General features: G+C 50.5%; 27 protein-coding genes. 18 read left to right on the plus strand and 9 right to left on the minus strand.

Going from position 1 to position 25,292, the window contains the following annotated elements:
• Positions 1–33: 33 nt before the first annotated feature.
• Positions 34–1,488, minus strand: a complete 1,455-nt coding sequence (locus TON_RS08770; RefSeq protein ID WP_012572680.1) for an NAD(P)/FAD-dependent oxidoreductase — start codon at positions 1,486–1,488, stop codon at positions 34–36.
• Between the two features lie 156 nt (positions 1,489–1,644).
• Here TON_RS08770 and TON_RS08775 point away from each other — a divergent pair, with 156 nt between their 5' ends.
• From TON_RS08775 to hisS, 4 genes are all read left to right on the plus strand, one after another.
• Positions 1,645–2,190 carry a CBS domain-containing protein gene (locus TON_RS08775; RefSeq protein ID WP_012572681.1) on the plus strand — a complete coding sequence of 182 codons (546 nt, stop codon included), beginning with the start codon at positions 1,645–1,647 and terminating at the stop codon, positions 2,188–2,190.
• A gap of 19 nt (positions 2,191–2,209) precedes the next feature.
• Positions 2,210–3,352, plus strand: coding sequence for a cation:proton antiporter (locus TON_RS08780; protein WP_012572682.1), 1,143 nt, complete (start codon positions 2,210–2,212; stop codon positions 3,350–3,352).
• A 139-nt stretch (positions 3,353–3,491) separates the two neighbouring features.
• Positions 3,492–4,109, plus strand: coding sequence for a MarC family protein (locus TON_RS08785; protein ID WP_012572683.1), 618 nt, complete (start codon positions 3,492–3,494; stop codon positions 4,107–4,109).
• Positions 4,110–4,171: 62 nt separating this feature from the next.
• On the plus strand, positions 4,172–5,485 hold the full coding sequence (gene hisS, locus TON_RS08790; RefSeq protein WP_012572684.1) for a histidine--tRNA ligase: 1,314 nt from the start codon (positions 4,172–4,174) through the stop codon (positions 5,483–5,485).
• Between the two features lie 4 nt (positions 5,486–5,489).
• Here hisS and TON_RS10685 read toward each other — a convergent pair whose 3' ends face one another.
• From TON_RS10685 to TON_RS08805, 3 genes are all read right to left on the minus strand, one after another.
• Positions 5,490–5,615: a hypothetical protein gene (locus TON_RS10685; RefSeq protein ID WP_274378405.1), complete on the minus strand. Its 126-nt coding sequence runs from the start codon at positions 5,613–5,615 to the stop codon at positions 5,490–5,492.
• Between the two features lie 33 nt (positions 5,616–5,648).
• Positions 5,649–6,413 carry a phospholipase D-like domain-containing protein gene (locus TON_RS08795; protein WP_012572686.1) on the minus strand — a complete coding sequence of 255 codons (765 nt, stop codon included), beginning with the start codon at positions 6,411–6,413 and terminating at the stop codon, positions 5,649–5,651.
• Between the two features lie 508 nt (positions 6,414–6,921).
• Positions 6,922–8,550: a hypothetical protein gene (locus TON_RS08805; protein ID WP_012572688.1), complete on the minus strand. Its 1,629-nt coding sequence runs from the start codon at positions 8,548–8,550 to the stop codon at positions 6,922–6,924.
• A gap of 221 nt (positions 8,551–8,771) precedes the next feature.
• On the opposite strand from TON_RS08805, the gene TON_RS10495 reads away from it, so the two are divergent.
• Genes TON_RS10495 through TON_RS08820 form a run of 4 tightly spaced genes read left to right on the plus strand, consistent with a single transcriptional unit; the run spans position 8,772 to position 12,428 of the window.
• Positions 8,772–8,912, plus strand: coding sequence for a hypothetical protein (locus tag TON_RS10495; RefSeq protein WP_187146224.1), 141 nt, complete (start codon positions 8,772–8,774; stop codon positions 8,910–8,912).
• Positions 8,913–8,936: 24 nt separating this feature from the next.
• The gene (locus TON_RS08810; protein ID WP_012572690.1) at positions 8,937–9,233 is read left to right on the plus strand and encodes an initiation control protein YabA; all 297 of its coding nucleotides are present in this window, start codon (positions 8,937–8,939) and stop codon (positions 9,231–9,233) included.
• Between the two features lie 58 nt (positions 9,234–9,291).
• Positions 9,292–12,021, plus strand: coding sequence for an alanine--tRNA ligase (gene alaS, locus TON_RS08815; protein WP_012572691.1), 2,730 nt, complete (start codon positions 9,292–9,294; stop codon positions 12,019–12,021).
• Positions 12,022–12,038: 17 nt separating this feature from the next.
• Complete coding sequence (locus TON_RS08820; RefSeq protein ID WP_012572692.1) at positions 12,039–12,428, plus strand: hypothetical protein; 390 nt, start codon at positions 12,039–12,041, stop codon at positions 12,426–12,428.
• Here TON_RS08820 and TON_RS08825 read toward each other — a convergent pair.
• Positions 12,392–12,859 carry a hypothetical protein gene (locus TON_RS08825; RefSeq protein WP_012572693.1) on the minus strand — a complete coding sequence of 156 codons (468 nt, stop codon included), beginning with the start codon at positions 12,857–12,859 and terminating at the stop codon, positions 12,392–12,394. The genes TON_RS08820 and TON_RS08825 overlap by 37 nt on opposite strands.
• Before the next feature lie 81 nt (positions 12,860–12,940).
• The gene (locus TON_RS08830; protein WP_012572694.1) at positions 12,941–13,696 is read right to left on the minus strand and encodes a Nif3-like dinuclear metal center hexameric protein; all 756 of its coding nucleotides are present in this window, start codon (positions 13,694–13,696) and stop codon (positions 12,941–12,943) included.
• 132 nt (positions 13,697–13,828) lie between these two features.
• On the opposite strand from TON_RS08830, the gene TON_RS08835 reads away from it, so the two are divergent.
• From TON_RS08835 to TON_RS08855, 5 genes are all read left to right on the plus strand, one after another.
• On the plus strand, positions 13,829–15,607 hold the full coding sequence (locus TON_RS08835) for a tRNA uridine(34) 5-carboxymethylaminomethyl modification radical SAM/GNAT enzyme Elp3 (protein ID WP_012572695.1): 1,779 nt from the start codon (positions 13,829–13,831) through the stop codon (positions 15,605–15,607).
• 276 nt (positions 15,608–15,883) lie between these two features.
• Entirely contained in the window at positions 15,884–16,459 is a 576-nt protein-coding gene (locus TON_RS08840) for a hypothetical protein (RefSeq protein WP_012572696.1), read from the plus strand.
• Positions 16,460–16,480: 21 nt separating this feature from the next.
• Positions 16,481–17,008, plus strand: a complete 528-nt coding sequence (locus TON_RS08845; RefSeq protein ID WP_012572697.1) for a hypothetical protein — start codon at positions 16,481–16,483, stop codon at positions 17,006–17,008.
• 31 nt (positions 17,009–17,039) lie between these two features.
• Positions 17,040–17,561: a YkgJ family cysteine cluster protein gene (locus tag TON_RS08850; protein ID WP_012572698.1), complete on the plus strand. Its 522-nt coding sequence runs from the start codon at positions 17,040–17,042 to the stop codon at positions 17,559–17,561.
• Between the two features lie 32 nt (positions 17,562–17,593).
• Positions 17,594–18,103, plus strand: a complete 510-nt coding sequence (locus TON_RS08855) for a PUA domain-containing protein (RefSeq protein WP_012572699.1) — start codon at positions 17,594–17,596, stop codon at positions 18,101–18,103.
• A gap of 98 nt (positions 18,104–18,201) precedes the next feature.
• On the opposite strand, the gene TON_RS08860 is transcribed toward TON_RS08855, so the two are convergent.
• Together TON_RS08860 and TON_RS08865 are read right to left on the minus strand one after the other, a co-directional pair.
• Positions 18,202–19,110: a hypothetical protein gene (locus tag TON_RS08860; protein WP_012572700.1), complete on the minus strand. Its 909-nt coding sequence runs from the start codon at positions 19,108–19,110 to the stop codon at positions 18,202–18,204.
• A 9-nt stretch (positions 19,111–19,119) separates the two neighbouring features.
• Positions 19,120–19,770 (minus strand): hypothetical protein, encoded by a 651-nt coding sequence (locus TON_RS08865; RefSeq protein ID WP_012572701.1) that lies wholly within the window; start codon positions 19,768–19,770, stop codon positions 19,120–19,122.
• 202 nt (positions 19,771–19,972) lie between these two features.
• Between TON_RS08865 and TON_RS08870 the strand changes: the two genes are divergently transcribed.
• Positions 19,973–20,719 (plus strand): KaiC domain-containing protein, encoded by a 747-nt coding sequence (locus TON_RS08870; RefSeq protein WP_012572702.1) that lies wholly within the window; start codon positions 19,973–19,975, stop codon positions 20,717–20,719.
• A 20-nt stretch (positions 20,720–20,739) separates the two neighbouring features.
• Positions 20,740–21,348, plus strand: a complete 609-nt coding sequence (locus tag TON_RS08875) for a hypothetical protein (protein ID WP_012572703.1) — start codon at positions 20,740–20,742, stop codon at positions 21,346–21,348.
• A gap of 3 nt (positions 21,349–21,351) precedes the next feature.
• Here TON_RS08875 and speD read toward each other — a convergent pair whose 3' ends face one another.
• Positions 21,352–21,777 carry an adenosylmethionine decarboxylase gene (gene speD, locus TON_RS08880; protein ID WP_012572704.1) on the minus strand — a complete coding sequence of 142 codons (426 nt, stop codon included), beginning with the start codon at positions 21,775–21,777 and terminating at the stop codon, positions 21,352–21,354.
• Positions 21,778–22,084: 307 nt separating this feature from the next.
• On the opposite strand from speD, the gene TON_RS08885 reads away from it, so the two are divergent.
• From TON_RS08885 to TON_RS08895, 3 genes are read left to right on the plus strand one after another with little or no spacing between them, the layout of a single operon-like run.
• Positions 22,085–23,002: a protein translocase subunit SecF gene (locus TON_RS08885; RefSeq protein ID WP_012572705.1), complete on the plus strand. Its 918-nt coding sequence runs from the start codon at positions 22,085–22,087 to the stop codon at positions 23,000–23,002.
• On the plus strand, positions 22,999–24,522 hold the full coding sequence (locus tag TON_RS08890; RefSeq protein ID WP_012572706.1) for a preprotein translocase subunit SecD: 1,524 nt from the start codon (positions 22,999–23,001) through the stop codon (positions 24,520–24,522). Before TON_RS08885 ends, TON_RS08890 begins: the two co-directional genes overlap by 4 nt.
• The gene (locus TON_RS08895; RefSeq protein WP_012572707.1) at positions 24,522–25,214 is read left to right on the plus strand and encodes a potassium channel family protein; all 693 of its coding nucleotides are present in this window, start codon (positions 24,522–24,524) and stop codon (positions 25,212–25,214) included. The genes TON_RS08890 and TON_RS08895 overlap by 1 nt, the downstream gene beginning before the upstream one ends.
• Positions 25,215–25,292: the final 78 nt, after the last annotated feature.

Genomic DNA, 25,292 nt, shown 5'->3' on the forward strand with positions numbered 1-25,292 from the left:
ACCAAAGGCTGAAAAGAGGAAGAGGTTAAAAAGCTAATCCTCCATAGTTTCTATCATGTGCCTCCAGTTGCCGGGCTTCCTGAAGTCCTTCTCCGTGTAGAGGCCCTCCTTCTTGAGTATGCCCCTCGCGGCCAGAAGACCCGTCGCGGCGGCATTGACTATGTCCCTGCTGAGGCCCGCACCATCTCCAGCGGCGAAGATTCCCTCTATACTTGTTTCGAGGTTCTCATCAACCTCGGCGCGCATGGCGTAGTACTTGATCTCAGGTGCGTAGAGCAAAGTATGGTCACTGGCAACCCCGGGCAGAACCTTGTCGAGCTTCTCCAAGCCTTCTAAGATGTTAGTGACGACCCTGTGAGGTAGGGCCATCGCGATGTCTCCTGGAGTAACGTGCTTGAGTGTTGGCTCGACATCGCTTCTCTTTATTCTGCTCCATGTACTCCTCCTTCCACGCCTTAAATCGCCGAGCCTCTGGAGGAGGGGCTTTCCTCCGCCTATGGTCGTGGCTAACTGCGCTATGCTCTTTCCGTAGGCTGTTGTGTCTTCAACTGGTTCTGTGAGTTCAATCCTGCTCAGGAAGGCGAAGTTGGTGTTGTTGCTCTTCTTCTCATGCATGGAGTGGCCGTTTACTCCAACGTAGCCGTCGTAGCGTTCTTCGACGACGAAGCCGTTTGGGTTGGTGCAGAAGGTTCTCACGAAGTCGTCGTAGGTGTCCGTATAGATGTGAAACTTGGGGTCGTGGTTTATGCTCGTTATGGGCTCCATCACTATGGCAGGAACCTCGACACGGATGCCTACATCGATGGGTCCGTGCTTTGCTTTGAGGCCTATCTTCTTGGCCACGTCGTGGAACCAGTCCGCTCCTCCCCTTCCGGGAGCGACGATGATATAACGGGTGTTTATGATGAAGATGTCCTTCCCGCGCCTGACCTTCACCCATCCCTGGCCGAACTCCAGAGCTTTCGTCCAGAGAAGGAACTCAACGCCTTTGCCCTCCAGGTGCTTTTTTATGTCACCGATGACTTCTGGCGTTCTGTCCGAGCCGATGTGCCTCTGGATGATGGGGATGAACTTGACGCCGGCCTGAGCGGCTCTCTGCTCCCAATACTTTACCTGCTCGGGATTGCCTTTGAACAGATTTTTTGGGGCCTTGTGTTTCAGAAAAATCTGGTCGACTTCCCAGACGAGCTGCCAGGCGTAGTTCTCGTCGTTTGTGAGCTCTCTTAGATCACCGCCTATATCCGGGCGGAGATTGATGGTGCCGTCGCTCAGTCCTCCCGCACCGCCAACGCCGCTCATTATGTGGCAGGGCTGGCAGCCAATGCAGTAGCCGAGCTCATACATGGGACAGACGCGCTGATTAATGTCTCCGCCCTCGTCTATTATTAGAACCTTAAAATCGCTCTTTTCTACCAGTTCATAGGCTGCGAAAAGACCTGCTGGGCCGGCTCCGATGATCACAACGTCGTACCTCTTTCCAGAAACCATATTTCCCTTGTCGGGATTTAAGGTTAATCCCTTAAAAACTTTTTGGCAAATTTTTGGTTAATATCACTAAATTATTGGGAAATTTTGACATTTGAATTTTAAATAATTTCCCGAAACCTTTAAACAGAATTGAGTAGTACAACTTTCAGTGGGAGCATGGCCGGAGAGAAATCGGATAAAGCCAAGGCAAATAAGATAAAGATAATCCACAGCAAGAGAAAGCTTCTCCAGCTCCGGAGAAAGGAGGAGCTGAGCCACAACATTCGCTACATAGAGAAGGTTCCAGTTAGAATAGTGATGGACAAGGACTTTCTCAAGCTCCGTCCTAGTGATTCTCTCGTAACCCTTATCGAAAGTATGAGCGAGGAGGAGAGCTCTGCGGTTGTTGTAGATGACGAGGGCAGGTTGATTGGCTTCGTAACTATGAAGGACATACTTCACTTCTTCGACCCGCCAAGGAGACACTCAATAGTGGGCTTTGGGTTGCTGAAGAGGTACTCCATGACTAGAGCCACAAAAGTTGAGGATATAATGGTAACCAAGCCGATAACGATCAACGTGAACGATGATCTTGGTCACGCAATACGGCTGATGATTGAAACCGGAAAGCATCACCTGCCTGTTGTGGACGAAGAGGGAAAGGTTCATGGTATCCTCGAGGTCAAGGACATAATTCGGCTTATCCGCCTAGTTTCTTTATAGCCGAACGATGGGGATTGAAATGGACGTCTTCCTAGAGCTGGCAGTGATCCTAATAACGGCAAAGCTCGCCGGATACATTAGCTCGCGTCTCGGACTTCCAGCTGCATTGGGTCAGATAGTTGGTGGAATACTTCTTGGCCCTTCACTTCTCAATTTTGTCACGTATGATGAGGGCATTAGGCTGATAGCTGATTTGGGTGTGGTAATGTTGCTCTTTTTGGCAGGACTTGAAACCGACATCGAGGAGTTCAAGCGTGTGGGACTGCCCGCATTTCTCATAGCTGTTCTGGGTGTCGCGATTCCATTCCTCCTCGGCTACGCAATAGCCTTTAAATGGGGCTATCCTCAGATGCAGGCCCTCTTTCTTGGTGGTGTCATGACTGCAACCAGCGTAAGCCTGACCGTTAACGTCCTGATGGAGCTCAAGAAGCTCCGCACAAGGGTCGGAACCACTATCCTTGCAGCCGCCGTTGTTGACGATGTCTTGGGTATAATAATCCTTACAATCCTTGTGGCCATCAATACGAAGGGCACAGTCTATGCGAAAGACATAGAAATAATCCTCATGGAAATAGCAGCATTTTTTGTTTTGAGCTATCTGTTTGGTAAGAGAGCCATTAAAAAGCTCTTGAATACTTCTCATAGGATAAACCTCCCTGAGACTGTCACCACGGTTGCACTTGTCGTGATGCTCTTCTTTGCATATCTGGCAGAATACTTCCAGATAGCAGCCATAACCGGGGCATACTTGGCCGGAATCCTCGTTGCCGGGAGTGGGGATGCCCGTAAGATAACGGACAAAATAATCACCATTGGCTATGCATTCTTTATCCCCATCTTTCTTGTAGGGGTAGGCGCAGAGACCAACGCCAAGGTCATTTTCACTGCGGGAACTTTCGCTTTCGTTTATTCCCTCCTGGCAGTCATCGGCAAGGTTCTTGGCTGCGGTGTTGGAGCGCTTCTTTCAAAATTCAAGCCGGAAGAAGCCCTCCAGATTGGAATTGGTATGATTCCACGCATGGAGGTTGGTCTGATCATGGCCAACATAGGTTTGGTGGAGGGGGTTCTCGATAGAGCAGCCTTTTCAATGGCAATAGCAATGGTAATGGCAACGACTCTCGTGACGCCGCCCCTACTCAAGTGGGCCTTTACGAGGGACTAGATAGCCAACCGAATGCTCTTCATCCTCCAGTCAGCGCCGGTTGTTCAAAGAGAGTGTAGTGGTTCTAAGAGAGCGCAGCGCATCATCGCGTGCACACTTTAGGGCATAGATTTATAAAATCCCTGCCGGAGGAAAGGCTATGAGTGAGTTCACGGCGATACTGAGTTCGGCCCTCTTCATGCTCATAATGATAGACCCAAGCGATAAGATCCTCCTGGTTAGCCTGCTGCGTGAAGACTTCCACATAGAGGATATAAGGGCGCTCATCGTGAGGGCAAACCTCATAGGGTTTCTTCTCCTCTTCCTATTCGCGGTTTCCGGCCAGATAATCCTCCAGGAGATTTTCCACATAGACCTCAATGCCCTCCGTGTTGCGGGTGGATTTGTCCTCTTCAAGATAGGTCTTGAGGCCCTCGAAAGCGGCGGCATGATAACCCTCAAGAAGGAGAAAAACATCCTTGCTCTGGCTGCCGTACCGGTGGCTACTCCGTTGATAGCCGGCCCGGCGGCAATAACAACGGCAATAACCCTCACAGCCGAGAAGGGAATCTACCACGCCACCGCTGCTATATTCCTTGCTATACTCCTTACAGCCCTCGTGATGTTCCTTACTCTATACGTTATCAAGAACATCAGCAAAACAACGCTTGGTGTCTTCATAAGGATAATCGGTATGTTCACGATGGCCATTGGAGCGCAGATGATGGTTCAGGGAGTTGTTGGCATCTATCTGCTCATGACTTCGGTTTCGCCATAACGAAAAATTTTTTGGGCTAACCTTTTAACCCCATATTCTTTTTCCAGAGCGGAGGGTTGAGGATGAATGTTAGACTCGAGAAGGTAAAGGGAACGCGAGACCTCTTGCCAGAGGAGATGGCGAAGAGGAGATGGGTCTTCGAGAGAATAAGGGACGTCTTCGAGCGCTACAACTTTCATGAGATACTCACACCGACCTTCGAATACACCGCCCTCTTTCAGCTGAGGAGCGGTGAGGAGGTTGTGGAGCAGCTCTATGCCTTCGAGGACAAGGGCGGGAGGAACCTCTCACTGAGGCCTGACATGACGTCGAGCGTAGCACGCCTGTTCGTCAACCAGTTCCAGAACGCACCAAAGCCAGTGAAGTGGTACTACATTGCCAACATGTTCAGATATGAAGAACCTCAGAGCGGCCGTTATAGAGAGTTCTGGCAGGCTGGAGTCGAGCTCATCGGTAGCGACAAGGTCGAGGCCGACGCTGAGGTCATAGCCCTCCTCGTTGAGAGTTACCTTGCAACTGGCCTGAAGGAATTCACTGTGAACATTGGCGACCGCGTTCTGCTTGACGAGTTCGCGAAGATGCTTGGCGTTAGTGATGACATTGGTTTGATGAGGCTCATCGACAAGAAGGACAAAATGAGCAGGGAAGACTTTATAGGATCTCTGAAAGAGTTTGGTCTAAGCGACGAGGGCATCGGGAAGGTTCTGGCGCTGATAGAGATAAAAGGGAAGCCTGACGATGTTCTCCCGAAGGCGGAGGAGCTCTTCACGAGTGAGAAGGCAAGGGAGGAAATAAAACGCCTCTACGAACTTGTGGAGCTCCTCAAGGCTTACGGCGTCTACGACTTCATACTCATAGATCTCGGCATAGCCAGGGGCTTCGACTACTACACGAGCGTTGTCTTTGAAGCGATAGCGCCAAACGACCTTGGGATAGGCTCGATAGGTGGAGGTGGCCGCTACGACAACCTCATAGAGGTCTTCGGCGGAAAGCCAACTCCGGCGACGGGCTTTGCCATAGGAATAGAGCGCCTCATCCCGATCCTTGAGTGGAGGGGCCTGATTCCAGAGCCGAAGCTCAGGCCAGACGTCTACGTGATTCCAATCGGTAAAGAGCTTGAGCTCAGGGCGAAGGCCATTGAAATAGCTCAGAGCCTTAGGAAGAAAGGCATCACGGCCGACTACGACCTCATGGGCAGGAAACTCAAGAAGGCCTTAGATTATGCAGGAAGGCTTGGCGTGCCCTACGTCATCTTAGTCGGCAAGAAGGATCTGGCTGAGGGCAAGGTCACGATAAGGGACATGGAGAGCGGTGAACAGATAGCCGTTAAAATTGAAAGGGTCTCGGAAGAGCTCTCGCGGCTTCTCAGGGGATAACTCCTCATCTTCTCTTTACCTCGAATTTATTCGCCTTTCTTTTCATCCTCCACTCTTCGAGCTTTCTGACGAAGGGGCAGCGGGAGCGCCACTTCCAGTAAATCTTCTTCAGTGACTCAAACATCTTCAACACCGAAAAAAGTTGAGAGCAGGGCTTAAAGCCTTAGCGGATGCTCCAGAAGTAGTTAATCAGGCTCTGGGCGAGATCTTCGGAGACTATTTTGATGCTGACCTCGTGGTTCCAGTAGAGGGCGCTCTCGCTCCAGTTGTGACTCCCGAGGAAGACTGTCTTCCCGTCTATCACCACCACCTTAGCGTGAAGCGTCGTTTCGGGCGAGTCAAAAGAAACATCCACGCCGTTGGCTTTCAGGTAATCGTAGGCGGCCTGATTGATGTCCGAGGAGTCCTCGAGGAGGACATGAACGCTGACTCCCCTCTTTTCGGCCTCCGCCAGGGCTCTTATGAGATCGTTTGCCCAGTCGAAGCTGTCCGCGGGGTCGTACTTCATGGAGAACATCATTACATAGATGCTCTCACCGGCGTTGTTTATGGTGTTGAGAACCTCATAGTAGTATTCATTATCGAGGAGTATTTCAAAACCTGCCTCATTTCCAAGGGCCTGCTGAATCAGACAGCTCTGGTATTTGGCCTTCAACGAGCTGAGCTCTCCTTCCTCTTCGGCCAATGTGGAGTTGAGCTCGGAGAGCTTTGAGACGCACAGGCTAAGATTCTCGGTCAGCTCGGTGACGTTGATTCCAGGCTCTATCACTTTCACCTCGGTATGGGTTTCGGTTACGGTTTCGGTGAGTGTGTGGTTCTGGATTTCAGTTACGGTGGTTGTCACGGTTTGAGTTCCACCAAGACAGCCCGCTGATAGAACAGTTATGATGAGCAGAAATACCAGAGCTTTCTTCACGCGTACCACCATCCAATGGTGTACATCCAACTTGTGAATTTAACCTTAACGTAGGGCAACCGTTAAGACTCTCATATTTTTGAGACTGAAATCGCATAATAGTGGGTTCCGTTGTTGAATAAGATTATTTCCAATTCATCCTCTGGCTCCATTAGTATACATCCATGATTTGCCCATCAATTATCGCCATATAATTAAACGTGGCAAGTAACTTAGGGCATCTGAGAATTAAAAGTACTCCATACCTTACTAATCAACAACAGCACTTACAGTTAACCTCATGCTGACCTTTGAAAGAACTTGGGACAACAGGCTTACCACTGCTAACATACTCTTAACCATCAGTTTGAGCCTGACCATAATCATCCTTGGCTTGAAACCCACCACCCCAGACCTGGTGACCAAAATAGTCACCTACTCCTTCCCAGCACTATACTCACTCATAATCACCACTTACAACCTAATGCACAACAAGAACTTTGTAAAAGCTATAAAAAAGAAAGGGTTCAACCCCCAAACCTCACCCACTGAGTAACCTCTTAAAACCCCTAATCAAAAGGTCAATGATACTCTCCCCACCACTGCCATTATCATTTTCCTTTTCCAATCTAGTCATATACTTCACAATCCTCTCTTTAAGCCAAGGAGGTGCATTCTCCAAAGTAAACACAGGCTGAGGATTCTTGAGGATTTCAGGAGGCTCACCCTTATCAATAATGAAATTAATCTCCCTGTACTGCCCCTTCTTAATCAAATCCTCCTTGAGACCCTCCACAGTGACAGTCCTCCCATACCACTCCTTAACCCTGTACACATAAGGGTCTTCAGGAGTGGGGAGCTTGCTCAAATACACCTTAATTGGAAAATCCTTGTACTCCTCATATATCTCCTCATCAGTGGGAGTATGCCCAAGCCCCAGAGAGGAACTACCCCACTTCCCAGCAAGGAATATGTATATGAAACCACCATGTTCTAGGTTGCTGTGCAAGTACCAGTAAAGTGCTTCTTCAAAACTGTTGAACTGGAGCTTGCCAGCTGGCAGGTACACTTGTGGGGGCTTCAGCCTCCCCCAGTCCACTGCAAATGTGAGACCAATTTTGAAGTAGGTGCTAAGCTTTTTATCCCCTTCAGAGTAGCCAACTATGGCTTCTTTAGTTTGACTAAACCTCTTGTAAGCTTCAAGGTTAATGTCCTTGCTAGTGTACCTGTAAAAGTACTCTGTCACTGCACTTGCACTGTAAATTTCCCATTTACCAGTTTCTGGGTAGTAGACAAACAGTTCAGCATGACCCACTGGGTTCACTTTACCATTAATCACACCATTTAAACCCACTAAATAATACTCTGCCTCAATCCCCATGAGCTTATTCAAGTGATAAAGAAAGGCATACCTGTACAGCACTATACCATCACAGTCAATTCCTTCTTCCCCCTTGATAACCTTGGAAGGAAGCTGAGGGTCATTATTAAAACCTGAACCTAATTTCATAAACATGTCAATGTTTGATTCTAAATAGTGCCTCATGACTTCTGGAGTGTAGGGAAGTCCCAGCTCACCAATGTCTACAAGCTTATTAAATGCTCCAACTGGGTTGAAGTCCTCACACCAACCATTATCACACTCTCCTTGCATTTTTGTGTACTTGATGAAGATTTCCCTGTCCTCCTCATCAAACTTACCATACATTGCATCCAGGCTCAGCTTGAACACTTCAAGCACTGGTTCACTGTACAGGTCTTTCACAAGGTCTTTGGCATCAAAACCATACCAGCCTTCTGCAACTGAGTAGCCTCCCTTAAAGGTGAAGTTTTCCACCACTGGGGACTTCTCAGGGTTCAGGGGCTTGTAGTACTTGTACTTCTCACCCTGGAATTCAAAGTAGCTCTCAACATACCCAGGAGGCACTTGGGGAGCAGAGTAATCATAACTCTCCCCACCAGTCTCATCAAGACCAGCATCACTCCTGTCCAGCCTGTACTTCAAGTTCTCAAAAGGCACTACTATAAACTTACCAATGTGGTAGAATGTTCCCATGACTCCATCAACTTGGACATCATCCTCAGTAAGCTCAGCAGGAGCAGTAAGATTACCCACTATGAGGAAGAGAATGAACATGAGGGCAAAGAGTTTGAGAATGTACCTGAACATGCCCCTATTACCTCCTCAACTTAGTATTACCTGTGAAAAGTTTATTAAGCCTTTCTGTGGGATTGGGTAAGGATATATAAATATGCATCTGCATCAGTATGCATACTAGGTGATTTCTATGACAGAGAAAGTGAGAACAACTGTACTTACATCTATAAGAACTTCACCAAAGGACAAAGGAAAAGGGCATAAATTTGAGCAGGCTTCTTGAAAGGGCCTTAATGATAGAGCTAGAACTTCTAGAAAGCATTGACTTGAAAATAGAAGAGCTTCTGAGACAAAGACTCTTAGAGGATAAAGTTAAGAGTGGGGATGAAAAACCCACTGGTGGGATGATGAGTCTGGAGCCCCCTGATTGGTGAGGAGGTTTCGCGGGGCTGACCGCTATGGTAAAGCGCTGGCTGTGTAAAGACCTTTATGATGAGATTGAGAGGCTTGAGCGTTCCATCATTGAACTGGAGGAGCAGATAGTCGAGCTTCGAATGCAGCTCAACATGAAGGTCGACGAGGCTAATAGGCTCGCCATAGAGAACACCAGTCTGAGACACAAGGTTGAGATAATGGAGCGTCGCGAGAAGCGCCTTAAGGAGCTCCTTGCAAAGCTCAAAGTCCCTCTTGTTGTCGTTGATGAGGAGCAGTTTGAGGATGTGGACGTTGACCTCGAAGCTGATTTGAAAGACTAACAAAAACCTTAATTAGGCTCCGGCTCTTTTTACTTCAGCTTAAAAAGAGGTGATGCTCATGAGCATGGACATGACCACGCGCATGTTTAAAGAGGAAGGGTGGATGAGAAAACAGTGCCCTAAGTGCGGAAAGTTCTTCTGGACGCTCGACCCAGAGAGGAAAACCTGCGGGGACCCTCCGTGTGATGAGTATGGATTCATCGGTAAGCCTGGCATTCCAAAGAAGTACACCCTCGACGAGATGCGCGAGAAGTTCCTGAGCTTCTTTGAAAAGCACGGCCACGGAAGGGTGAAGCGCTATCCTGTTCTGCCAAGATGGAGGGACGACGTTCTCCTCGTTGGTGCTTCAATCATGGACTTCCAGCCGTGGGTAATCAGCGGTGAAGCCGATCCTCCAGCCAATCCGCTCACCATCTCACAGCCCTCGATTCGCTTTACCGACATAGACAACGTTGGAATAACCGGCAGGCACTTCACGATATTTGAGATGATGGCGCACCACGCCTTCAATTACCCCGGCAAGCCGATATACTGGATGGACGAGACGGTTGAGCTCGCTTTCGAGTTCTTCACCAAGGAGCTCGGTATGAAGGCCGAGGACATAACCTTCAAGGAGAACCCCTGGGCTGGCGGTGGAAACGCCGGACCTGCCTTCGAGGTCCTTTACAGGGGTCTTGAGGTTGCAACGCTAGTTTTCATGCAGTACAAGAAAGCTCCTGAAAACGCTGACCCAAGTCAGGTCGTTGAGATAAAGGGCGACAAGTATGTCCCGATGGAAACGATGGTCGTTGATACCGGTTACGGCCTTGAAAGGCTTGTCTGGATGAGCCAGGGTACTCCCACAGCCTACGATGCCGTCCTCGGCTACGTCATAGAGCCACTCAAGAGGATGGCTGGAATAGAGAAAATAGACGAGAGAATCCTGATGGAGAACTCTAAACTGGCCGGAATGTTTGACATCGAGGACATGGGAGATTTGAGAGTTCTCCGCCAGGAAGTTGCCAAACGCGTCGGCATAAGCGTTGAGGAGCTGGAGAAGCTGGTAAGGCCCTACGAGCTTATCTATGCGATAGCCGACCACACCAAGGCCCTAACATTCATGCTCGCTGATGGAGTCATCCCGTCCAACGTCAAGGCGGGCTACCTTGCAAGACTCCTCATAAGGAAGAGCATAAGGCACCTCCGTGAGCTTGGTCTGGAAATGCCGCTGGCGGAGATCGTTGCCATGCACATCAAGGAGCTTTCGCCGAGCTTCCCTGAGTTTAAGGAGATGGAGGATGTAATCCTTGACATCATCAACGTTGAAGAGAAGCGCTATCAGGAAACCCTCCGGCGCGGAAGCGACTTGGTGAAGCGCGAGATAGCCAAACTCAAGAAGAAGGGTGAAAACGAGATTCCGCTTGAAAAGCTCATCCTATTCTACGAGAGCCACGGACTGACGCCGGAGATAGTGGCGGAAATAGCTCAGAAGGAGGGTGTTAAGGTCCACATACCCGACAACTTCTACACTCTCGTCGCCAAGGAGGCCGAGAAGGAAGAAAAGAAGGAGGCCGCCCAGTACGTCGTTGACTTCGAACTCGTGAAGGACTTGCCCGACACGAGGACACTCTACTACGAGGATCCGTTTATGAAGGAGTTCGACGCGGAGGTTCTCAGGGTAATCGATGACTGGGTCGTTCTTGACCGGACCGCATTCTACCCCGAGGGCGGCGGTCAGCCCTACGACACGGGCGAGCTGAACGGAGTTAAAGTTACCAACGTCCAGAAGGTCGGAAAGGTTATCCTCCACAGGGTTGAGGAGCCCGAGAAGTTCAAGGAGGGCATGACCGTCCACGGAAGGATCAATTGGGACAGGAGAATCCAGCACATGCGCCACCACACGGGAACCCACGTCCTCATGGGTGCCCTGGTTAGGGTTCTCGGAAAGCACGTCTGGCAGGCTGGTTCTCAGCTTCATACCGACTGGGCCAGGCTGGACATATCCCACTACAAGCGCATAACCGAGGAGGAGCTCAGGGAGATAGAGAGGCTCGCCAACAGGATAGTTATGGAGAACAGAAGGGTAGCCTGGGAGTGGCTTCCAAGGACTGAAGCCGAGATGAAGTACGGCTTCAGGCTCTATCAGGGCGGAGTTGTGCCGGGCAGGATTATCAGGGTGCTCAGGATAGAGGACTGGGATGTCCAGGCCTGTGGTGGAACCCACCTGCCGAACACCGGCCTTGTAGGTCCGATTAAAATCCTGAGAACCGAGCGCATACAGGACGGTGTTGAGAGGATAATCTTCGCCGCGGGAGAGGCCGCCGTAAACTGGATGCAAGAAACTGAGAGAATCCTCAAGAGAACAAGTGAGGTCTTCCGCGTCCCGCCCGAGAAGTTGCCAGAGACTGCCGGGAGATTCTTCAACGAGTGGAAGGAGGCAAGGAAGGAAGTTGAGAGGCTCAGGAAGGAGCTGGCGAAGCTCCTCGTTTACGAACTTGAGGACAGAATCGAGAGGGTCGGGGAAGTCGAGTTCATTGGCGCAGTCGTTGAGGGAACCATGGACGACCTCCGCGAGGCGGCAAACAAGCTCAGGAAGGATAAGAGAGTTGTCCTCCTCATCAGCAGGGAGGGCCACTTCGTCGTTGCCGTTGGCGATGGCCTCGACCTTAAGGCCGGCGAGCTTGCGAAGGTGATAACAAGCGTTGCCGGCGGTGGCGGGGGTGGAAGAAAGGAGCTCGCCCAGGGCAGGATAAAGAACCCCCTGAAGGCCGAGGAGGCTATAGCCGAGGTGAAGAAGCGCCTCGGCTGATTTTTAAACTTTTCTTGGTGGTCAAAATCAAGGTCAAGACCCTGACCAGGCAGGTTGTAGAGTTCTGCTCTGAACTCGGGCTAACTGCTATCCCTGAGTACAGGACTCCAGACGGGACGAGGATAGACGTGGCGATTCTGAATGGCGGACAAAAGCTCCTCGCCATCGAGCTTGAGGCTTCCTTCAAGTGGTTTCCTCAAAGGCTCCTCTACGACGTTGTCAAGGCCCATAGGGCGGGGTTTCCGGAGCTTTGGGTTGTAACGCCTTTTAGAAACGTGAAGCCGGGTTGGGTTCTGAACTACGCTGAGGAGTTAGGTGTGAGACTTAAGGTGCTCCCCCCCAGAAGAGCTGGAAAAGGAAATAGCTGGAATCAGGGCTTCCTCTCTTCTTTCCAATACTTGACGTAGATTACGTCTTCAGCGTGCCAGACTGGTATCTTGTCTCCCTTTATGGTTATCTCCACCTCCCCGTTCTCATAGATGAGTTTCTTTGTTACGTCTTGTGGGAGCTGAAACTGGATGTAGACTTCATCGGGCACGGTGTCTTTGTCTATGGTGACTTTGAACTCGTTGGTGCCTTTGTAGTTTTCATTCCCGTATCTGATGAGGTATGAGGTCCCCTCTGGGAACTTTATTGTCAGCTCGAAGGAGTTCACGTGGGGACTAATCTTCATAGTAAAGAGCCCGACGCCGTCCTTTGTGATGAACGTAACGCTTTGGTTGTTGGTGTAGAAGACTTCCCTGTACTCTATGCTCGCAGGGGGAATTTGTGACGTACTGAGGGCGTAGGCCGCGAGCGCTATTGTAATTATTGCCATTATTGTGAGCGCCTTGTTCATGGTATCACCCCAGAATATTTTGCTCCTGCCGTTATTAACCCTTTTGTGTAAGTGTTTACAATAGAGAAAAAACAGGCGGGCTCAAAGTCCAGTTGGCTCGTCGATGAAGAAAACCTCAACGTCGAACTTCTCTTTAACGAGCGGCATCAGCGCCTTTACGCCGAGCGTTTCTGTCTTGTAGTGGCCGGCAACCGCGACGCTTATCCCAAGATCCAAGGCGGTTAAATAGTTGGCGTGTGTAAACTCTCCGAGAACGAATAGGTCAACGTTCTTTCTCTTTGCTTCCTCCAGTGCAAAGCCGCCAGCGCCTGTTATGGCTCCAACGCGTCTTATCTCCCTCACCCCGAACTCGTAGGTCTTAACTGTCGTGTCCAGCTTCTCCGCGAGAACCTGTGCCACTTCCTCCACCGGCTTTGTCTCCTCAAACTCCCCGATATAACCTATCGTGACCCCTCCGTACTCGCCGAAGGGCTCCTTCGGTTCAAGCCCGAGAAGTTTGAGTAGTTGGACGTTGTTTCCGACCTCAGGGTGGGCATCTAAAGGCACGTGGGCGACGTAGAGGTTTATGCCAGCATCGAAGAGCGCCTTAAGCCTGCGGTATGTCACTCCAGTCACGTAGTCTATGCCACCCCATATCATGCCGTGGTGGACTATCATCATGTCAGCTTTGGCCCTGGCGGCTCTCTTTATCGTTCTGAGCGTCGTGTCAACGGCAAAGGCTATCCTCTCAACTTCCTCCTTTCCCTCTACCTGGAGACCGTTCTTTGACTTGTCAGGGAAGGCATTAATGTTGAGGTATTCGTTGAGAAATGCGACTATCTCGTCTCGCGCGACCATTTCGACCACCAAACTTAATCCCCGCGAGAGCTTTTAACGTCTCCGTATTCACTATACTGAATATCTCGGGCAACATCTCCGACCAGCTAACCTTTTAAAAGGCCTGCCCAACTCGCTCCGAGAGGTGTTGGTATGGGTGGGAGTGACAACTTCAGGCGAGCGGTTGAGGAGCTTGCGAGGGCAGTTTTGGCGGGCGAGATTAAAACGCGGGACGAGCTTAACCGCTACAAGATAATCGTCTCTAGGAAGTATCACCTCTCCAAAATTCCCGGCAACTCGGACATCTTGAAGGCTATACCTGAGGAAGAGCGCGACCGCTTTAGGGATCTGCTCCGGAGGAAGCCAACCAGAACGATAAGCGGCGTTGCAGTCGTTGCCATGATGACCAAGCCTTTCCCCTGTCCCCACGGACGCTGCATCTACTGCCCGGGCGGTCCGAGCGTTGGCTCTCCTCAGAGCTATACTGGAAAAGAACCTTCCGCTCTGAGGGCCGTCCAGAGCGCTTACCACCCCTATATCATCATGATGCGCAGGCTAAAGCAGCTCACTGACATAGGCCACGACGTGGACAAGGTCGAGGTCATAATCCAGGGTGGAACTTTTCCAGCGGTTGATCTGGATTACCAGGAATGGTTCATCAAGTGCGCCTTCAAGGCCATGAACGACTTCCCGCACTTCAGGGACATAGAAAACCTCGAGGAGAAGCTTGTCCGCCTGATAGTCCACGGAGATAAGTCCGTCCTTGACGAGGATCCGAAGTTCAAGGAGGCCTGGGAGAAGACGCACAGAAAGCCCTACTATTATCTCGAAGATGAGCAGAGGAAGAACGAGAAGGCTAATGTGAGGATGGTCGGATTAACGATAGAGACCCGCCCGGACTGGGCCTTCGAAAGGCAGATTGACAGGATGCTCAAGCTGGGAACGACGCGCGTTGAGCTCGGTGTTCAGACGATTTTCAACTTCATCCACGAGAGGACCAAGCGCGGCCACGGTGTTGAGGAGATAGTTAAGGCTACCCAGCTCCTCCGCGACGCTGGGTTGAAGATAAACTACCACATAATGCCTGGTCTGCCCGGGAGCAACTTCGAGAGGGATTTGTACACCTTCAGAGCAATATTCGAGGATGCTCGCTTCAGGCCGGACATGCTGAAGGTATACCCGACCCTTATTACCGCCGACGCTCCTCTCTACCGCTGGTGGAAGGAAGGTAAATACCGGCCATACCGCACGGAGGAAGCCGTTGAGCTTCTCGTCGAGGCCTACAAGCTCTTCCCCAAGTGGGTTCGCGTCATGAGAATCCAGCGCGACATCCCGGCAAAGCTCATCGTCGACGGCGTCAAGCACTCCAACCTTGGACAGCTTGTCTTCAACGAGCTGATTAAGAGAGGAATTCGTCCGAGGGAGATTAGGTTTAGAGAGGTTGGCCATATGATGCAGAAGTTCGGTGTGGAGCCCGAGATGGAGCACATCGAGCTTCTTAGGGAGGACTACGATGCAGCTGGCGGTAAAGAGATATTCCTCAGTTTTGAGGATACGAAGAATGACATCCTCATAGGCTTCCTCCGCCTGAGGATTCCGAGTGAAAAAGCCCATCGGAAGGAGATAAACTGCTGTCCTTCGGCCATTGTCAGGGAGCTCCATGTCTACGGTCCGCTCGTGCCGATTGGCGGGAAACCGAAGTACGAGTGGCAGCACCGCGGCTATGGACGGGAGCTTCTTGCTGAGGCGGAGAGGATTGCCCGCGAGGAGTTTGACGTCAAGAAAATGCTTGTCATAAGCGGCGTAGGTGTGAGGGAGTATTACCGTAAGTTTGGCTATCGGAAGAACGGTCCGTACGTTGCCAAAAGGCTTGACAAAAGCTACGCAGACTTTGGCAAGAGCAAAAGCTTCGATGCACACTTAAACACTTAAAGGAACAGATAAAAAGGCTTATGTGGCTGGGGCATCCCTTCCCCAGGACTTTTATAATACTCCTTTGAGCATCATGAACAGCCAGCCGTTGTGAGTGTTGCAAATATCAGCTCAATCGCCGGTATACCCAGTTTCTCCTGACGTCTTCCTGCTCCATCGTATCGTCTTCATTTGGTATTTAAAATTACTCTAATGCATTTGAAGACTTTGTCCAAACTTTTTCAAGACCGTAAATCTTTTGAACATTGATAATCTACTTTGGGCAGGTGGTTCAAAATGGAAAAGAAAAGGAAGATACGCATTCCCTACGAAATATCTTTCAGGGTAAAAGTGCTCTTCATGACCTTGCTGTTTGGAATAGCAATATTCTTCATCGTGTACTACCCGCTTATCTCTCATCAGGTTAATCCGTTTGATGTTGTTGCCCCAAAGGGCCAGATAGTCCTTGCTCAAAACTTCACGTTTGGATCTGTGAACTACACAAACGCCATCGCAATGACGTCCCAGAACAACATTCTGGTCTTAAAGGGAAACGATAACATGGGCGATACGCTTACGATGAAGATGGTTACCTCTGACTGGTGCCTCGATCTCTGGGTCTGGGGTGGTTCGAACAACGGCTGGCAGCTGAAGTACAACTGTTCTCGGGAAATCCAGATAAGCGAGTACGCTTTCAGAAGAGTCCCGGCTCATGAGGCACGGGAAATATTATACTGGTACCTTGAGTCTGGCTATATAATCGTGCTCCACAAGACAGGGCCAGTGCAGAACTATGAACTTGTGAACTTTACGGTAACGTACGGGGATACGACCGGAAACGGCTCCCTGAAGGTTGCCCTTGGTAAATCCTGATCCATGTTTGGAGGTGATCCTGTGAGGATTTCCTACGAGACCGAGTCGGCCATTAAGATCCTCGCCGCTGTTGCGATCATTGCAGTGGTTGTCCTTTACTATCTTCTTGCTCCCATAGTTACCTATAAGCCCGTGCCCTACGGTGTCGCTGCCCCAAAGGGTCAAATAGTGCTGCTTGAAAACATAACCATTGGTGATTACGCTTGGAATAACGCTGTTAACCTCCAGAGGTATCTCCTCATAAAGGGCAGCGAGGACTATGGGGACTCCGTAACGCTGAGGCTCCAGGACCCTGACTGGTGCCTTGACGTCGTCATCTGGGAGGGGCAGAAGTACGTGAGGACCGAGGAGTGTATCCGGGAACTTGTCATACCTAAATATTTGTTCGAGATAAGTAGAGCTTTTTACTGGTACGTGGGGAGTGGCTACTATATAATAATCTATAAACCTGAAGGCGCTCCGGAAAACTACGAACTGGTGAACTTTACTGTCACCTACGGCGAAGAAACCGATTGGGGTGCTTTTAAGGTCGCATATCCCAGGGACTAAACCCTTTTAAGGGTTCCCCATAACTTTTTTCATGCGCTTTAAACCAAAACCCTTCAAGGAGCCCGTAAAGTTCAGGTGTCTCTACTGCTTGGACTGCTGCAGGGGGAGGTTCATCTATCTAACCCTTAAGGATATACAGAAAATAGCCGAGGCTGGCTACGACCCGCAAGACTTCGTTCTTATGGTTCCCGGCGGTGATAAGGTTCGCTTCGTCATGGCCTACCGTGAATGGGACCTCGGCTGCGTCTTTCACGACCCTGAGACGGGCAAGTGCAGAATCCATGACAGAAATCCCGTAATCTGCCGCATATACCCGTTCATGGTCTCCAGAAAGCCCCTGGGAGTTGAGGGGGAGGAGCCCTTCGAGTATAAAGGCGAAAGGTTTTGGCTCTACTACGATGAGAGCTGCCCCGGAATAAACTCGGAGGAACCTGAGATGGTCATAACCCCGGAGGAGATAGCTGGGCTTGGCATCGAGTTTGAGCATGAATTAGAGACGACGGATATGGAGGGTTTTCTCAAACTGCTTGAGGAACTCGACCGAGAAGATTAACCCTTATAAACGGCTTCTCCGAGTTATGACCGATGTCGATGAGTGAACTCCGCTACAGGCGAGCCTCCGCATGGGAGTATGACCTGATCCTCCGCGAGGCGGAGAAGTACGGTGAACTTAAGCACCACACCTTCGCGATAGTCGAAGGAAAATTTCGGGACGTTTATGCGGTAAATGAGAGAGTTTGGCGGGAGATAGAGAATCTCAAGATCAGGCCCTACGCCTACGGCACCTTTGTCGGCACTATCAAGGTTGACAAAAACCTCGTTGAGAAGTTCTATCCCAACGTCGAGTTCTTTTATTTTGTCGACATCCAAAAGAACTACGCGGTTCTGAGCCCAAAGGCCGGCTTTCTCTTCACAACCGGCAAAGATGTCCCGAGGAGCGGTGTCAGGAAGTATGGCTGGCAGGGGACTAAAAAGCTGGTTGTTTTTGACGAGAACGGGATAATCCTTGGTATAGGAAGGATAAATCCAGAGGGCCGGAACAAGTTCATCCTGAACGTCACGGACGTGGGCGAGTTCTTGAGGAGGAAGAGATAACGGTAGCAACCTCCCTTAACCAGTTAAGGGTAGGTTGTGCAGTTATAATCCTTTAGCAGGTTGCAGAGGACAGACTAAAAATTGAAAGAATGGACGAATTATCCAAGTGTCACGACTATGACATAGCCGTCGGTCGTTTTAAGTCCTGTCACCTTTATTGTTCCCTTTTGGGTATTGGGGTCATAGTTAAGTGAGATGTCCACGTCCCCCGAGAGAACATTAGTTGGAATCGCCACCACCGCGAATCTCTGTTGCTTCGGAGGACCACCAACGACGGCATTGTTTAATGCTCCTTGGAGCTCAATCTCGTTCCAGAGTTTTGCCCTTAGAATGGGTATTACCTCTCCCGTGTAGAGCGTATCGCTTGAGCCTGTTCCTCCGCTCTGGAGCGTGAAGACCCTGTAGAGCTCCTCGAACTTTTCTGAATCGTTGAGTTTTGGATAACCGTTGATTACCTCGTCTATGGTTATTCCCTTTGCGAGCTCGCTAAGCGGGACCTTCCTTGCCACTCCAAAGTCCGAAGGCATTTTGTCAAGAGATTCAAAAGATGGCAGTCCGTTCAGCAGTTTTCTGTACTCGTCTGGAATCTTTTTCACACCAAAGGTCTCTGAGACAAGGTTGTCGCCGTGGATTTCCTTAGCCTTGAATGTGAAGCCCTCACTGGACTCCAGCTTTTCAACGCGAACCACGTTGTTGGGCTCAATCCAGAAGGCCCACAATTCTTTCTGCGTTATTGATGCCTTGTCCCCCTTTATCTCAAGTCCAACCGAGTACTGCTCCGGAACTACGAGAATATCGGCGTTGTCTCTCACCGTTAGATACGCGTTGTGTATCTCGTCATTGGTTACGATCAGGAGAATGGTTGTACTGCCGATCTCCCCGGAACCTGAGTCTGTCGGTTTATCCTGGCTGTTTGAGGTGTTGGCCTTTGTTCCTCCGCCCGTGCAACCGCTTGCAATCACAGCAAGGGCAATAAGGAGAAGGAAAAGGAGGGTTTTCACCCTCATATTTCCACCTTACTTCCCAGTGAGTCCCCAGAGTATCCAGGCTATTGGCTCAAGGGTGAACCATGCAACAAAGGCTAATGCAATTCCGATTACCGCTATGACGAGCCTTCCAAGGAAGTGTGTCTCTCTATCTGCAATAATGGTTCTGCCTCTCCGGGTATCGTTTATCACCACGTATCCACTTCCATCGGCGTTGATGATTTCCGCGTCCACCCCTGCATATGGGTTTATCGCCCACGCAACTTTTCTGTATACTGCCCCGATGATTCCAAATATCTTGGAGACGTGGGTAGTATATGCGTAGACGTCCTTCTTGGTCCAGATGAGCAGGCCTATGAAGGCGAGCACGAGGAATGCCCCTATGCTCGATTCGGGCTTCAGCCACAGGAATAACATCGCTAGGATATAGGTTATGAGGGTCGCCCAGGCGAACTTCGTCGTTTTCTCCTTGATCGGGATGTTGTAGTGGTGGGCGAGCGACGTCAGCCCTATCATCAATGCCAGGACGCTTCCAATCCCGAGAATCACCATAGCCAATGTGAATCCTATGCCCACTTCGCTTGGGTCAAGAACGGCACCAAGTCCTGCTATGGAAAGTATGACTCCAATGTTCCCGAGGCCCCCGAGTACGCCGGCGAGTTTCCTATCAACAACCAGCAATTTATCACCTCCTTACTTTATCACTTCCTTACTTTATCACCTCCTTATAAATGTTGTGGATAATGCACTCGAGTACAGTAATGTGCATCTTGCCCATTGGAACAGAAACCCTGCTGGACTTTCCTAACCTGTCGTAACTTTTTTAAGACCTATTGCGTAGGCATAATTGGTAACAAAAGGTAACTAAAGGGGGTGACGCCCGATGATTAGGAGGGTGAAGACGGGCATCCCTGGAATGGATGAGGTTCTCCACGGGGGAATTCCCGGGAGGAATGTGGTTCTGCTCAGCGGCGGCCCAGGAACGGGCAAGTCTATCTTCAGCCAGCAGTTCCTCTGGAACGGCTTACAAAACGGCGAGCCTGGAATATATGTGGCTCTGGAAGAGCACCCCATCCAGGTCAGGCAGAACATGGCCCAGTTCGGCTGGGACGTCAGGAAGTACGAGGAGGAAGGTCTTTTTGCCATGGTTGACGCCTTCACAGCTGGAATCGGTAAGAGCAAGGAGTATGAGAAATACATCGTCCACGACCTTACCGACATCCGCGAGTTTATAGACGTCCTCAGAACGGCCATCAAGGACATCGGTGCCAAGAGGGTCGTTATAGACTCGGTTACGACCCTCTACATCAACAAGCCTGCCGTGGCGAGGAGCGTGGTTATGCAGCTCAAAAGGGTTTTGGCTGGCCTGGGGGTTACGAGCATACTCGTCAGTCAGATAAGCGTCGGTGAGCGCGGCTTTGGTGGACCCGGTGTTGAGCACGGTGTTGATGGAATAATCCGTCTTGACCTTGACGAGATAGACGGCGAGCTGAAGCGCTCACTTATTGTCTGGAAGATGCGCGGAACGAGCCACTCCATGAGGAGGCACCCCTTTGAGATAACCGACAAGGGAATAGTCGTCTATCCCGACAAGGTTCTGAAGAGGAAGACAGTTGTTGAGCTCGAGTGAAAACTGAAAGGGGTGAGAGCATGGAGGTGCCACTGAACCCGCTTGGAAGGGAGGAGATACACAGGCTTGAGAGTGTACTGCTCTTCGCAACCCTCTTCAGGCCCGAGGTGATAGAGCTCATCAAGGATCCGGCCGAGAGGCTCACCTGGGTCGACAGCCTGGCCGTTGCAGCCGGGGCGATAGCCAGAGAGAAGGCCGGCATGACAGTGAGAGAGATTGCTGATGAGCTCGGCAGGACGGAGGCAACCGTTAGAAAGCACCTCAAGGGTGAAACCAAAGCCGGCCAGCTCGTCAGGGAGACTTATGAGCTCATCAAACAGGGCAAGCTCGACGAGCTTGTGAAGAACGTCGAGGTCTTGGCCAAGGGCGGCCAGCTCATTGCCCTTGAGGAGTACGAGAAGCTCAAGAAGGAGAAGGAAAAGCTTGAGGCCAAAGTGGGTGAACTTGAGAGGGCACTGAGGGATGCTCTGGCTGAGAAGGATGAGCTTGAGAAGAAGGTTAGGGAGTTCGAAGGGTTGGCGGACGAGCTCAGAAGTGAGAACGAAGAGCTTAAGAACAAGCTCGAGAAGGTAAGGGAGGTAACAACCACCCTGGAGAAGAAGATAGAAGAGATTAAAAGTCTACTCTGAGGTTCAGCTCTTCTCATCTCCGTTCTTTCTCTCGAGCTTCTCTTCCCAGGTAAGAATCATGTGGGTGAAGGTCTCGTCGTCCTCCTCGATACCTCTCTTGATCTCTGAAACGTGAGCATACTGGGCCTTTATCTTGTCGAGGATGTAGTCAACGGCTTTTTCCGGATCCGCGGTGGTTCCACAGGTGTAGACGTCGAGAGCGGCGTAGCCCTTCTCCGGCCAGGTGTGAATCGAGATGTGGCTCTCTGCAACTATGACCACTCCGCTGACACCGGTCGGTGAGAACTTGAAGAAATAGCTCGCTTTGACCTCCATTTTGCCTACTTTGGCAGCCTCGAGGAATATCTGTCTTATCTTGTCAGCGTTACCGAGGATCTCTGGATCGCAGCCTGCAGCCTCAACCACGTAGTGAAACCCTATCGTCTCCATGGCCTCTCACCTGTTGTTCCAGTAGAACCTACCCTTTTTAAAGTTAAGCCCTGAAGCGAAGAGACCTGGGCGGGTCTTTCGAGCGTTGAACTGTTCAGAACGGGTTTTGAATGTATCAAACTGACAGTTACTTGCCGTTTTTGAAGTTTCCCGTTGGTTACTGCATAAATGAACTTTCTACGATTCATTTGGCACATTTATCCGTTTTGGTGAACAGTGGCCATCTTTAAGCCTTGAACCACTAATTTTAAAACTCGTCAAGCGAACTAACGACAAGTTTTACAAAAACTCAGAACGGGGTGAAGGTATGTCGAAGTCTAAAACCAAGGACATTCCCACCGCCGGGGAAGCTGTCCGCGCTAAAAAGCGACAGAAGCTGAGCTTCCTCGCAAGAATGGAATACAAAAAAATGATTACCTACCCGATGGTGGTCTTTATAGTCGCCCTGATTCTTCTCGCAATTAACTTCCCTACGTTGGGAATAGACCTCCAGGGCGGTGTGGTGGTTACGGCCTATGGAATAGACGCAAACCCTGACGAGCTGGCTAAGTACATAAGCGACCAGATCGGCGTCGACGTGAGGGTTGAGAGCTTCACCGGCGTTGATACCAATGGTGTCAGGGTTTACGCTCCGGTTGGAACAGACGCCCTCAAGATAATCGATGTGATGAAGGTCAGATATCCAGACGCGGAGTACACACACAGCGAAGTTCAGCCAACCTTTGGTAAGATTTCGCAGCAACAGGGAATAAGGGCCCTTATCTTTGCGTTCATTGCAATGGCTGTCGTTGTGTTCCTGTTCTTCAGGAACCTCGTCCCGTCGCTCACGATAATCTTCTCGGCCCTCTCGGACATGACAATAGCGGTTGCTATGATGGGGATTTTTGGGATCCAGCTCACCACCGCGACGATAGCTGCACTGCTCATGCTCATTGGTTATACTGTCGATAGCAACATCCTCCTTACCACGAAACTCCTTAAGAGGAAGGAGGACACTATTGAGGATGCATACCTCGCGGCGGTCTCCACTGGATTCACCATGAGCACAACGACTCTCGGTGCACTCTTTATCCTCTGGCTCATATCAACATCCCAGACCATAGACAACATAGCGATAGTCCTCATCTTCGGTCTCCTCGCGGACTTCATGAACACATGGATGCTCAACGCCGGAGTGTTGAGGTGGTACCTTGACAGAAACACCGTCAGGGGTGGTAACGAATGAAGAGAAGAACCAAAAATCTCTTCCTTAACTGGAGGATAATCCTCCTCACCCTAGTTCTCATTGGTTCAATTGCAACGCTCGCGGTTAGGCCGCTCACCTTCGGTATAGACATCGCCGGTGGTGTGGCCATTGTGGCTCAAACTGAACATCCCGTCGACGCTGACACCATGCAACTTGTTGTTGATTCCCTCCAGAAGAGGCTGAACACCCTTGGTGTTAAGGACATAACCGTGGAGGCTCAGGGAGACCAGATAGTGCTCGTCAAAGTCGCCAACGTGACTACTCCTGAGGAGGCCAACCAGATCAAGAACGTCATCGAGAGCCAGGGTGTCTTTTACATGGAGTTTGGGGGTGTAATCTTCGGAACCGGCCGGGACGTTGAGTACGTTGGTATATATCAGATAAAGTCCGACAACACATGGGCCGTGCCCTTCAGGATATCCAAGAGCGCCGCTGAAAAGTTTGCCGAGCTGGCCAGGGATAAGGCCGGCTGGCCCGTTGACATGTTCCTTGATCCGCCCGTTAACTCCCTCATTATCGTTTCAGAGAGCGTTTACAAAACCATGAACAGTTCGGAATTCAACGCTCAGGCTCCGGAAGCTCCGACTCTCATGGAGAGGATAACGAAGGCCTTCAACATAACCGTCGTCACCTACGCCAACCAGAGCGCTGATGAGATTGCCAAACTCGCTGAGAGTAAAGAGAAGATCGTTCTCGTGGACGTTCCTCAGGAGCTCCAGGCTGAGCTGGAGAACGTGAATGTTACCGTGAGGTTCGTCCCGAGGAACCCGGGAGAGAGCGATCACTCTCTCATCGTCAGGGTCCTCGGACTTTATGGCCCATATTCGGTCGGTGAAGGTCTTGCAACCGGCGCTCCTCAGCAGGACGTTCAGATAACCGGAACTGCCCCGGACAGGCTCACCGCCGAGCAGGAAGCTAGCACCATCTACACTGTCCTCAAGAGCGGTTCGCTCCCGGTCAAGCTCACCGTTGTTGGCATGGAGTTCATTTCACCGAGGCTTGGTGAGGGCTTCAAGAATCAGGCTCTCTACGCTGGAATAGGCGCCCTCATAGCGGTACTCCTCATAGTCTACTTCCACTACAGGAACTGGAGGATAGCCCTACCAGTTGCCTCGACAAGCCTTTTCGAGGCCATAATCATCCTTGGCTTTGCAGCGCTCATCCAATGGAACCTTGACCTTCCGAGTATAGCCGGTATCATCGCCGCAATCGGTACGGGTGTTGACCAGCAGATAGTCATAACCGACGAACTCCTCGGAGGAGAGAAGACTACGAAGATAACCAGGCGTTCCAGCGTGCTCAAGAGGATGGGTAGGGCGTTCTTCGTCATATTCGCCTCGGCAGCGACGACCATAGCGGCCATGAGCTTCCTGCTGGTCTACTTCGTCGGAACGCTCAAGGGTTTTGCCTTCACGACGATACTCGGTGTACTCATTGGAATCTTCATCACGAGGCCGGCATATGCTGAAATAGCCAAATACATCCTCGGTGAGGACTGATGTTCGTCGTGATAATGGGTGCCGGAAGGGTTGGTTACCTCGTGGCGAAGATGCTCGAGGAAGAGGGTCACGACGTCACCATAATCGAGATGGACAAGGAGAGGGCCAAGGAGCTCTCCCTTCTTATTAACGGTCTCGTTATCGAGGGTGATGCGACAGATCCGAAAACGCTTGAAGAGGCCAACATAAAGCAGGCCGATGCATTCGCGGCTCTAACAGGTAAGGATGATGCAAACCTGCTGGCGTGCATACTGGCGAAGCACCTTAATCCAAAAATCAAGACCTCCCTCAGGATAGGAAACCCCAAGAACAGGCGCATCTTCGAAGAAGTGACTGACCTCAAAAGGTACTTCGACTTCGTCATATCCCCAGAGGAGATAGCGGCTGAGTACATAAGCAGAAACATTGTCACTCCGGGCTTTGACAGGGTGCTCTTCCCCAAGGAGGGAGCAGAAATAGTGCGCTTCACTATAGAAAAGGGTAGCGAGATAGCTGGAAAGCTTGTCAAGGATCTCAATATACCCAAGGATGCCCTCATAATAGCCATCTATGATGAAAAAGGCAACCTGATGATACCCTCTGGCGATACGAAGCTGCCAGAGAGAGGCCAGGTAATTGTCTTTGCCAAGAGCAGTGTTCTTGACGATGTGAAGGAGCTTCTGGAGAAGAAGTCTACTGAAAAGCTGGAGTAAGTTTGTGTTTTCTTTTTACTCTTTGATTATCCATAAACTACCATACTTACCATAAACTATTTAAACCAATTAGGGAAG

Source organism: Thermococcus onnurineus NA1, assembly GCF_000018365.1.
In the GTDB taxonomy this organism is placed as follows: Archaea; Methanobacteriota_B; Thermococci; order Thermococcales; family Thermococcaceae; genus Thermococcus; species Thermococcus onnurineus.

Excerpts from the sequence above, each read along its gene's own strand:
- TON_RS08770 (WP_012572680.1), bottom strand. The coding sequence starts at position 1,488 with ATGGTTTCTGGAAAGAGGTACGACGTTGTGATCATCGGAGCCGGCCCA.
- TON_RS08775 (WP_012572681.1), top strand. The coding sequence starts at position 1,645 with ATGGCCGGAGAGAAATCGGATAAAGCCAAGGCAAATAAGATAAAGATA.
- TON_RS08780 (WP_012572682.1), top strand. The coding sequence starts at position 2,210 with ATGGACGTCTTCCTAGAGCTGGCAGTGATCCTAATAACGGCAAAGCTC.
- TON_RS08785 (WP_012572683.1), top strand. The coding sequence starts at position 3,492 with ATGAGTGAGTTCACGGCGATACTGAGTTCGGCCCTCTTCATGCTCATA.
- hisS (WP_012572684.1), top strand. The coding sequence starts at position 4,172 with ATGAATGTTAGACTCGAGAAGGTAAAGGGAACGCGAGACCTCTTGCCA.
- TON_RS08795 (WP_012572686.1), bottom strand. The coding sequence starts at position 6,413 with ATGGTGGTACGCGTGAAGAAAGCTCTGGTATTTCTGCTCATCATAACT.
- TON_RS08805 (WP_012572688.1), bottom strand. The coding sequence starts at position 8,550 with ATGTTCAGGTACATTCTCAAACTCTTTGCCCTCATGTTCATTCTCTTC.
- TON_RS10495 (WP_187146224.1), top strand. The coding sequence starts at position 8,772 with ATGATAGAGCTAGAACTTCTAGAAAGCATTGACTTGAAAATAGAAGAG.
- TON_RS08810 (WP_012572690.1), top strand. The coding sequence starts at position 8,937 with ATGGTAAAGCGCTGGCTGTGTAAAGACCTTTATGATGAGATTGAGAGG.
- alaS (WP_012572691.1), top strand. The coding sequence starts at position 9,292 with ATGAGCATGGACATGACCACGCGCATGTTTAAAGAGGAAGGGTGGATG.
- TON_RS08825 (WP_012572693.1), bottom strand. The coding sequence starts at position 12,859 with ATGAACAAGGCGCTCACAATAATGGCAATAATTACAATAGCGCTCGCG.
- TON_RS08830 (WP_012572694.1), bottom strand. The coding sequence starts at position 13,696 with ATGGTCGCGCGAGACGAGATAGTCGCATTTCTCAACGAATACCTCAAC.
- TON_RS08835 (WP_012572695.1), top strand. The coding sequence starts at position 13,829 with ATGGGTGGGAGTGACAACTTCAGGCGAGCGGTTGAGGAGCTTGCGAGG.
- TON_RS08840 (WP_012572696.1), top strand. The coding sequence starts at position 15,884 with ATGGAAAAGAAAAGGAAGATACGCATTCCCTACGAAATATCTTTCAGG.
- TON_RS08850 (WP_012572698.1), top strand. The coding sequence starts at position 17,040 with ATGCGCTTTAAACCAAAACCCTTCAAGGAGCCCGTAAAGTTCAGGTGT.
- TON_RS08855 (WP_012572699.1), top strand. The coding sequence starts at position 17,594 with ATGTCGATGAGTGAACTCCGCTACAGGCGAGCCTCCGCATGGGAGTAT.
- TON_RS08860 (WP_012572700.1), bottom strand. The coding sequence starts at position 19,110 with ATGAGGGTGAAAACCCTCCTTTTCCTTCTCCTTATTGCCCTTGCTGTG.
- TON_RS08870 (WP_012572702.1), top strand. The coding sequence starts at position 19,973 with ATGATTAGGAGGGTGAAGACGGGCATCCCTGGAATGGATGAGGTTCTC.
- TON_RS08875 (WP_012572703.1), top strand. The coding sequence starts at position 20,740 with ATGGAGGTGCCACTGAACCCGCTTGGAAGGGAGGAGATACACAGGCTT.
- speD (WP_012572704.1), bottom strand. The coding sequence starts at position 21,777 with ATGGAGACGATAGGGTTTCACTACGTGGTTGAGGCTGCAGGCTGCGAT.
- TON_RS08885 (WP_012572705.1), top strand. The coding sequence starts at position 22,085 with ATGTCGAAGTCTAAAACCAAGGACATTCCCACCGCCGGGGAAGCTGTC.
- TON_RS08890 (WP_012572706.1), top strand. The coding sequence starts at position 22,999 with ATGAAGAGAAGAACCAAAAATCTCTTCCTTAACTGGAGGATAATCCTC.
- TON_RS08895 (WP_012572707.1), top strand. The coding sequence starts at position 24,522 with ATGTTCGTCGTGATAATGGGTGCCGGAAGGGTTGGTTACCTCGTGGCG.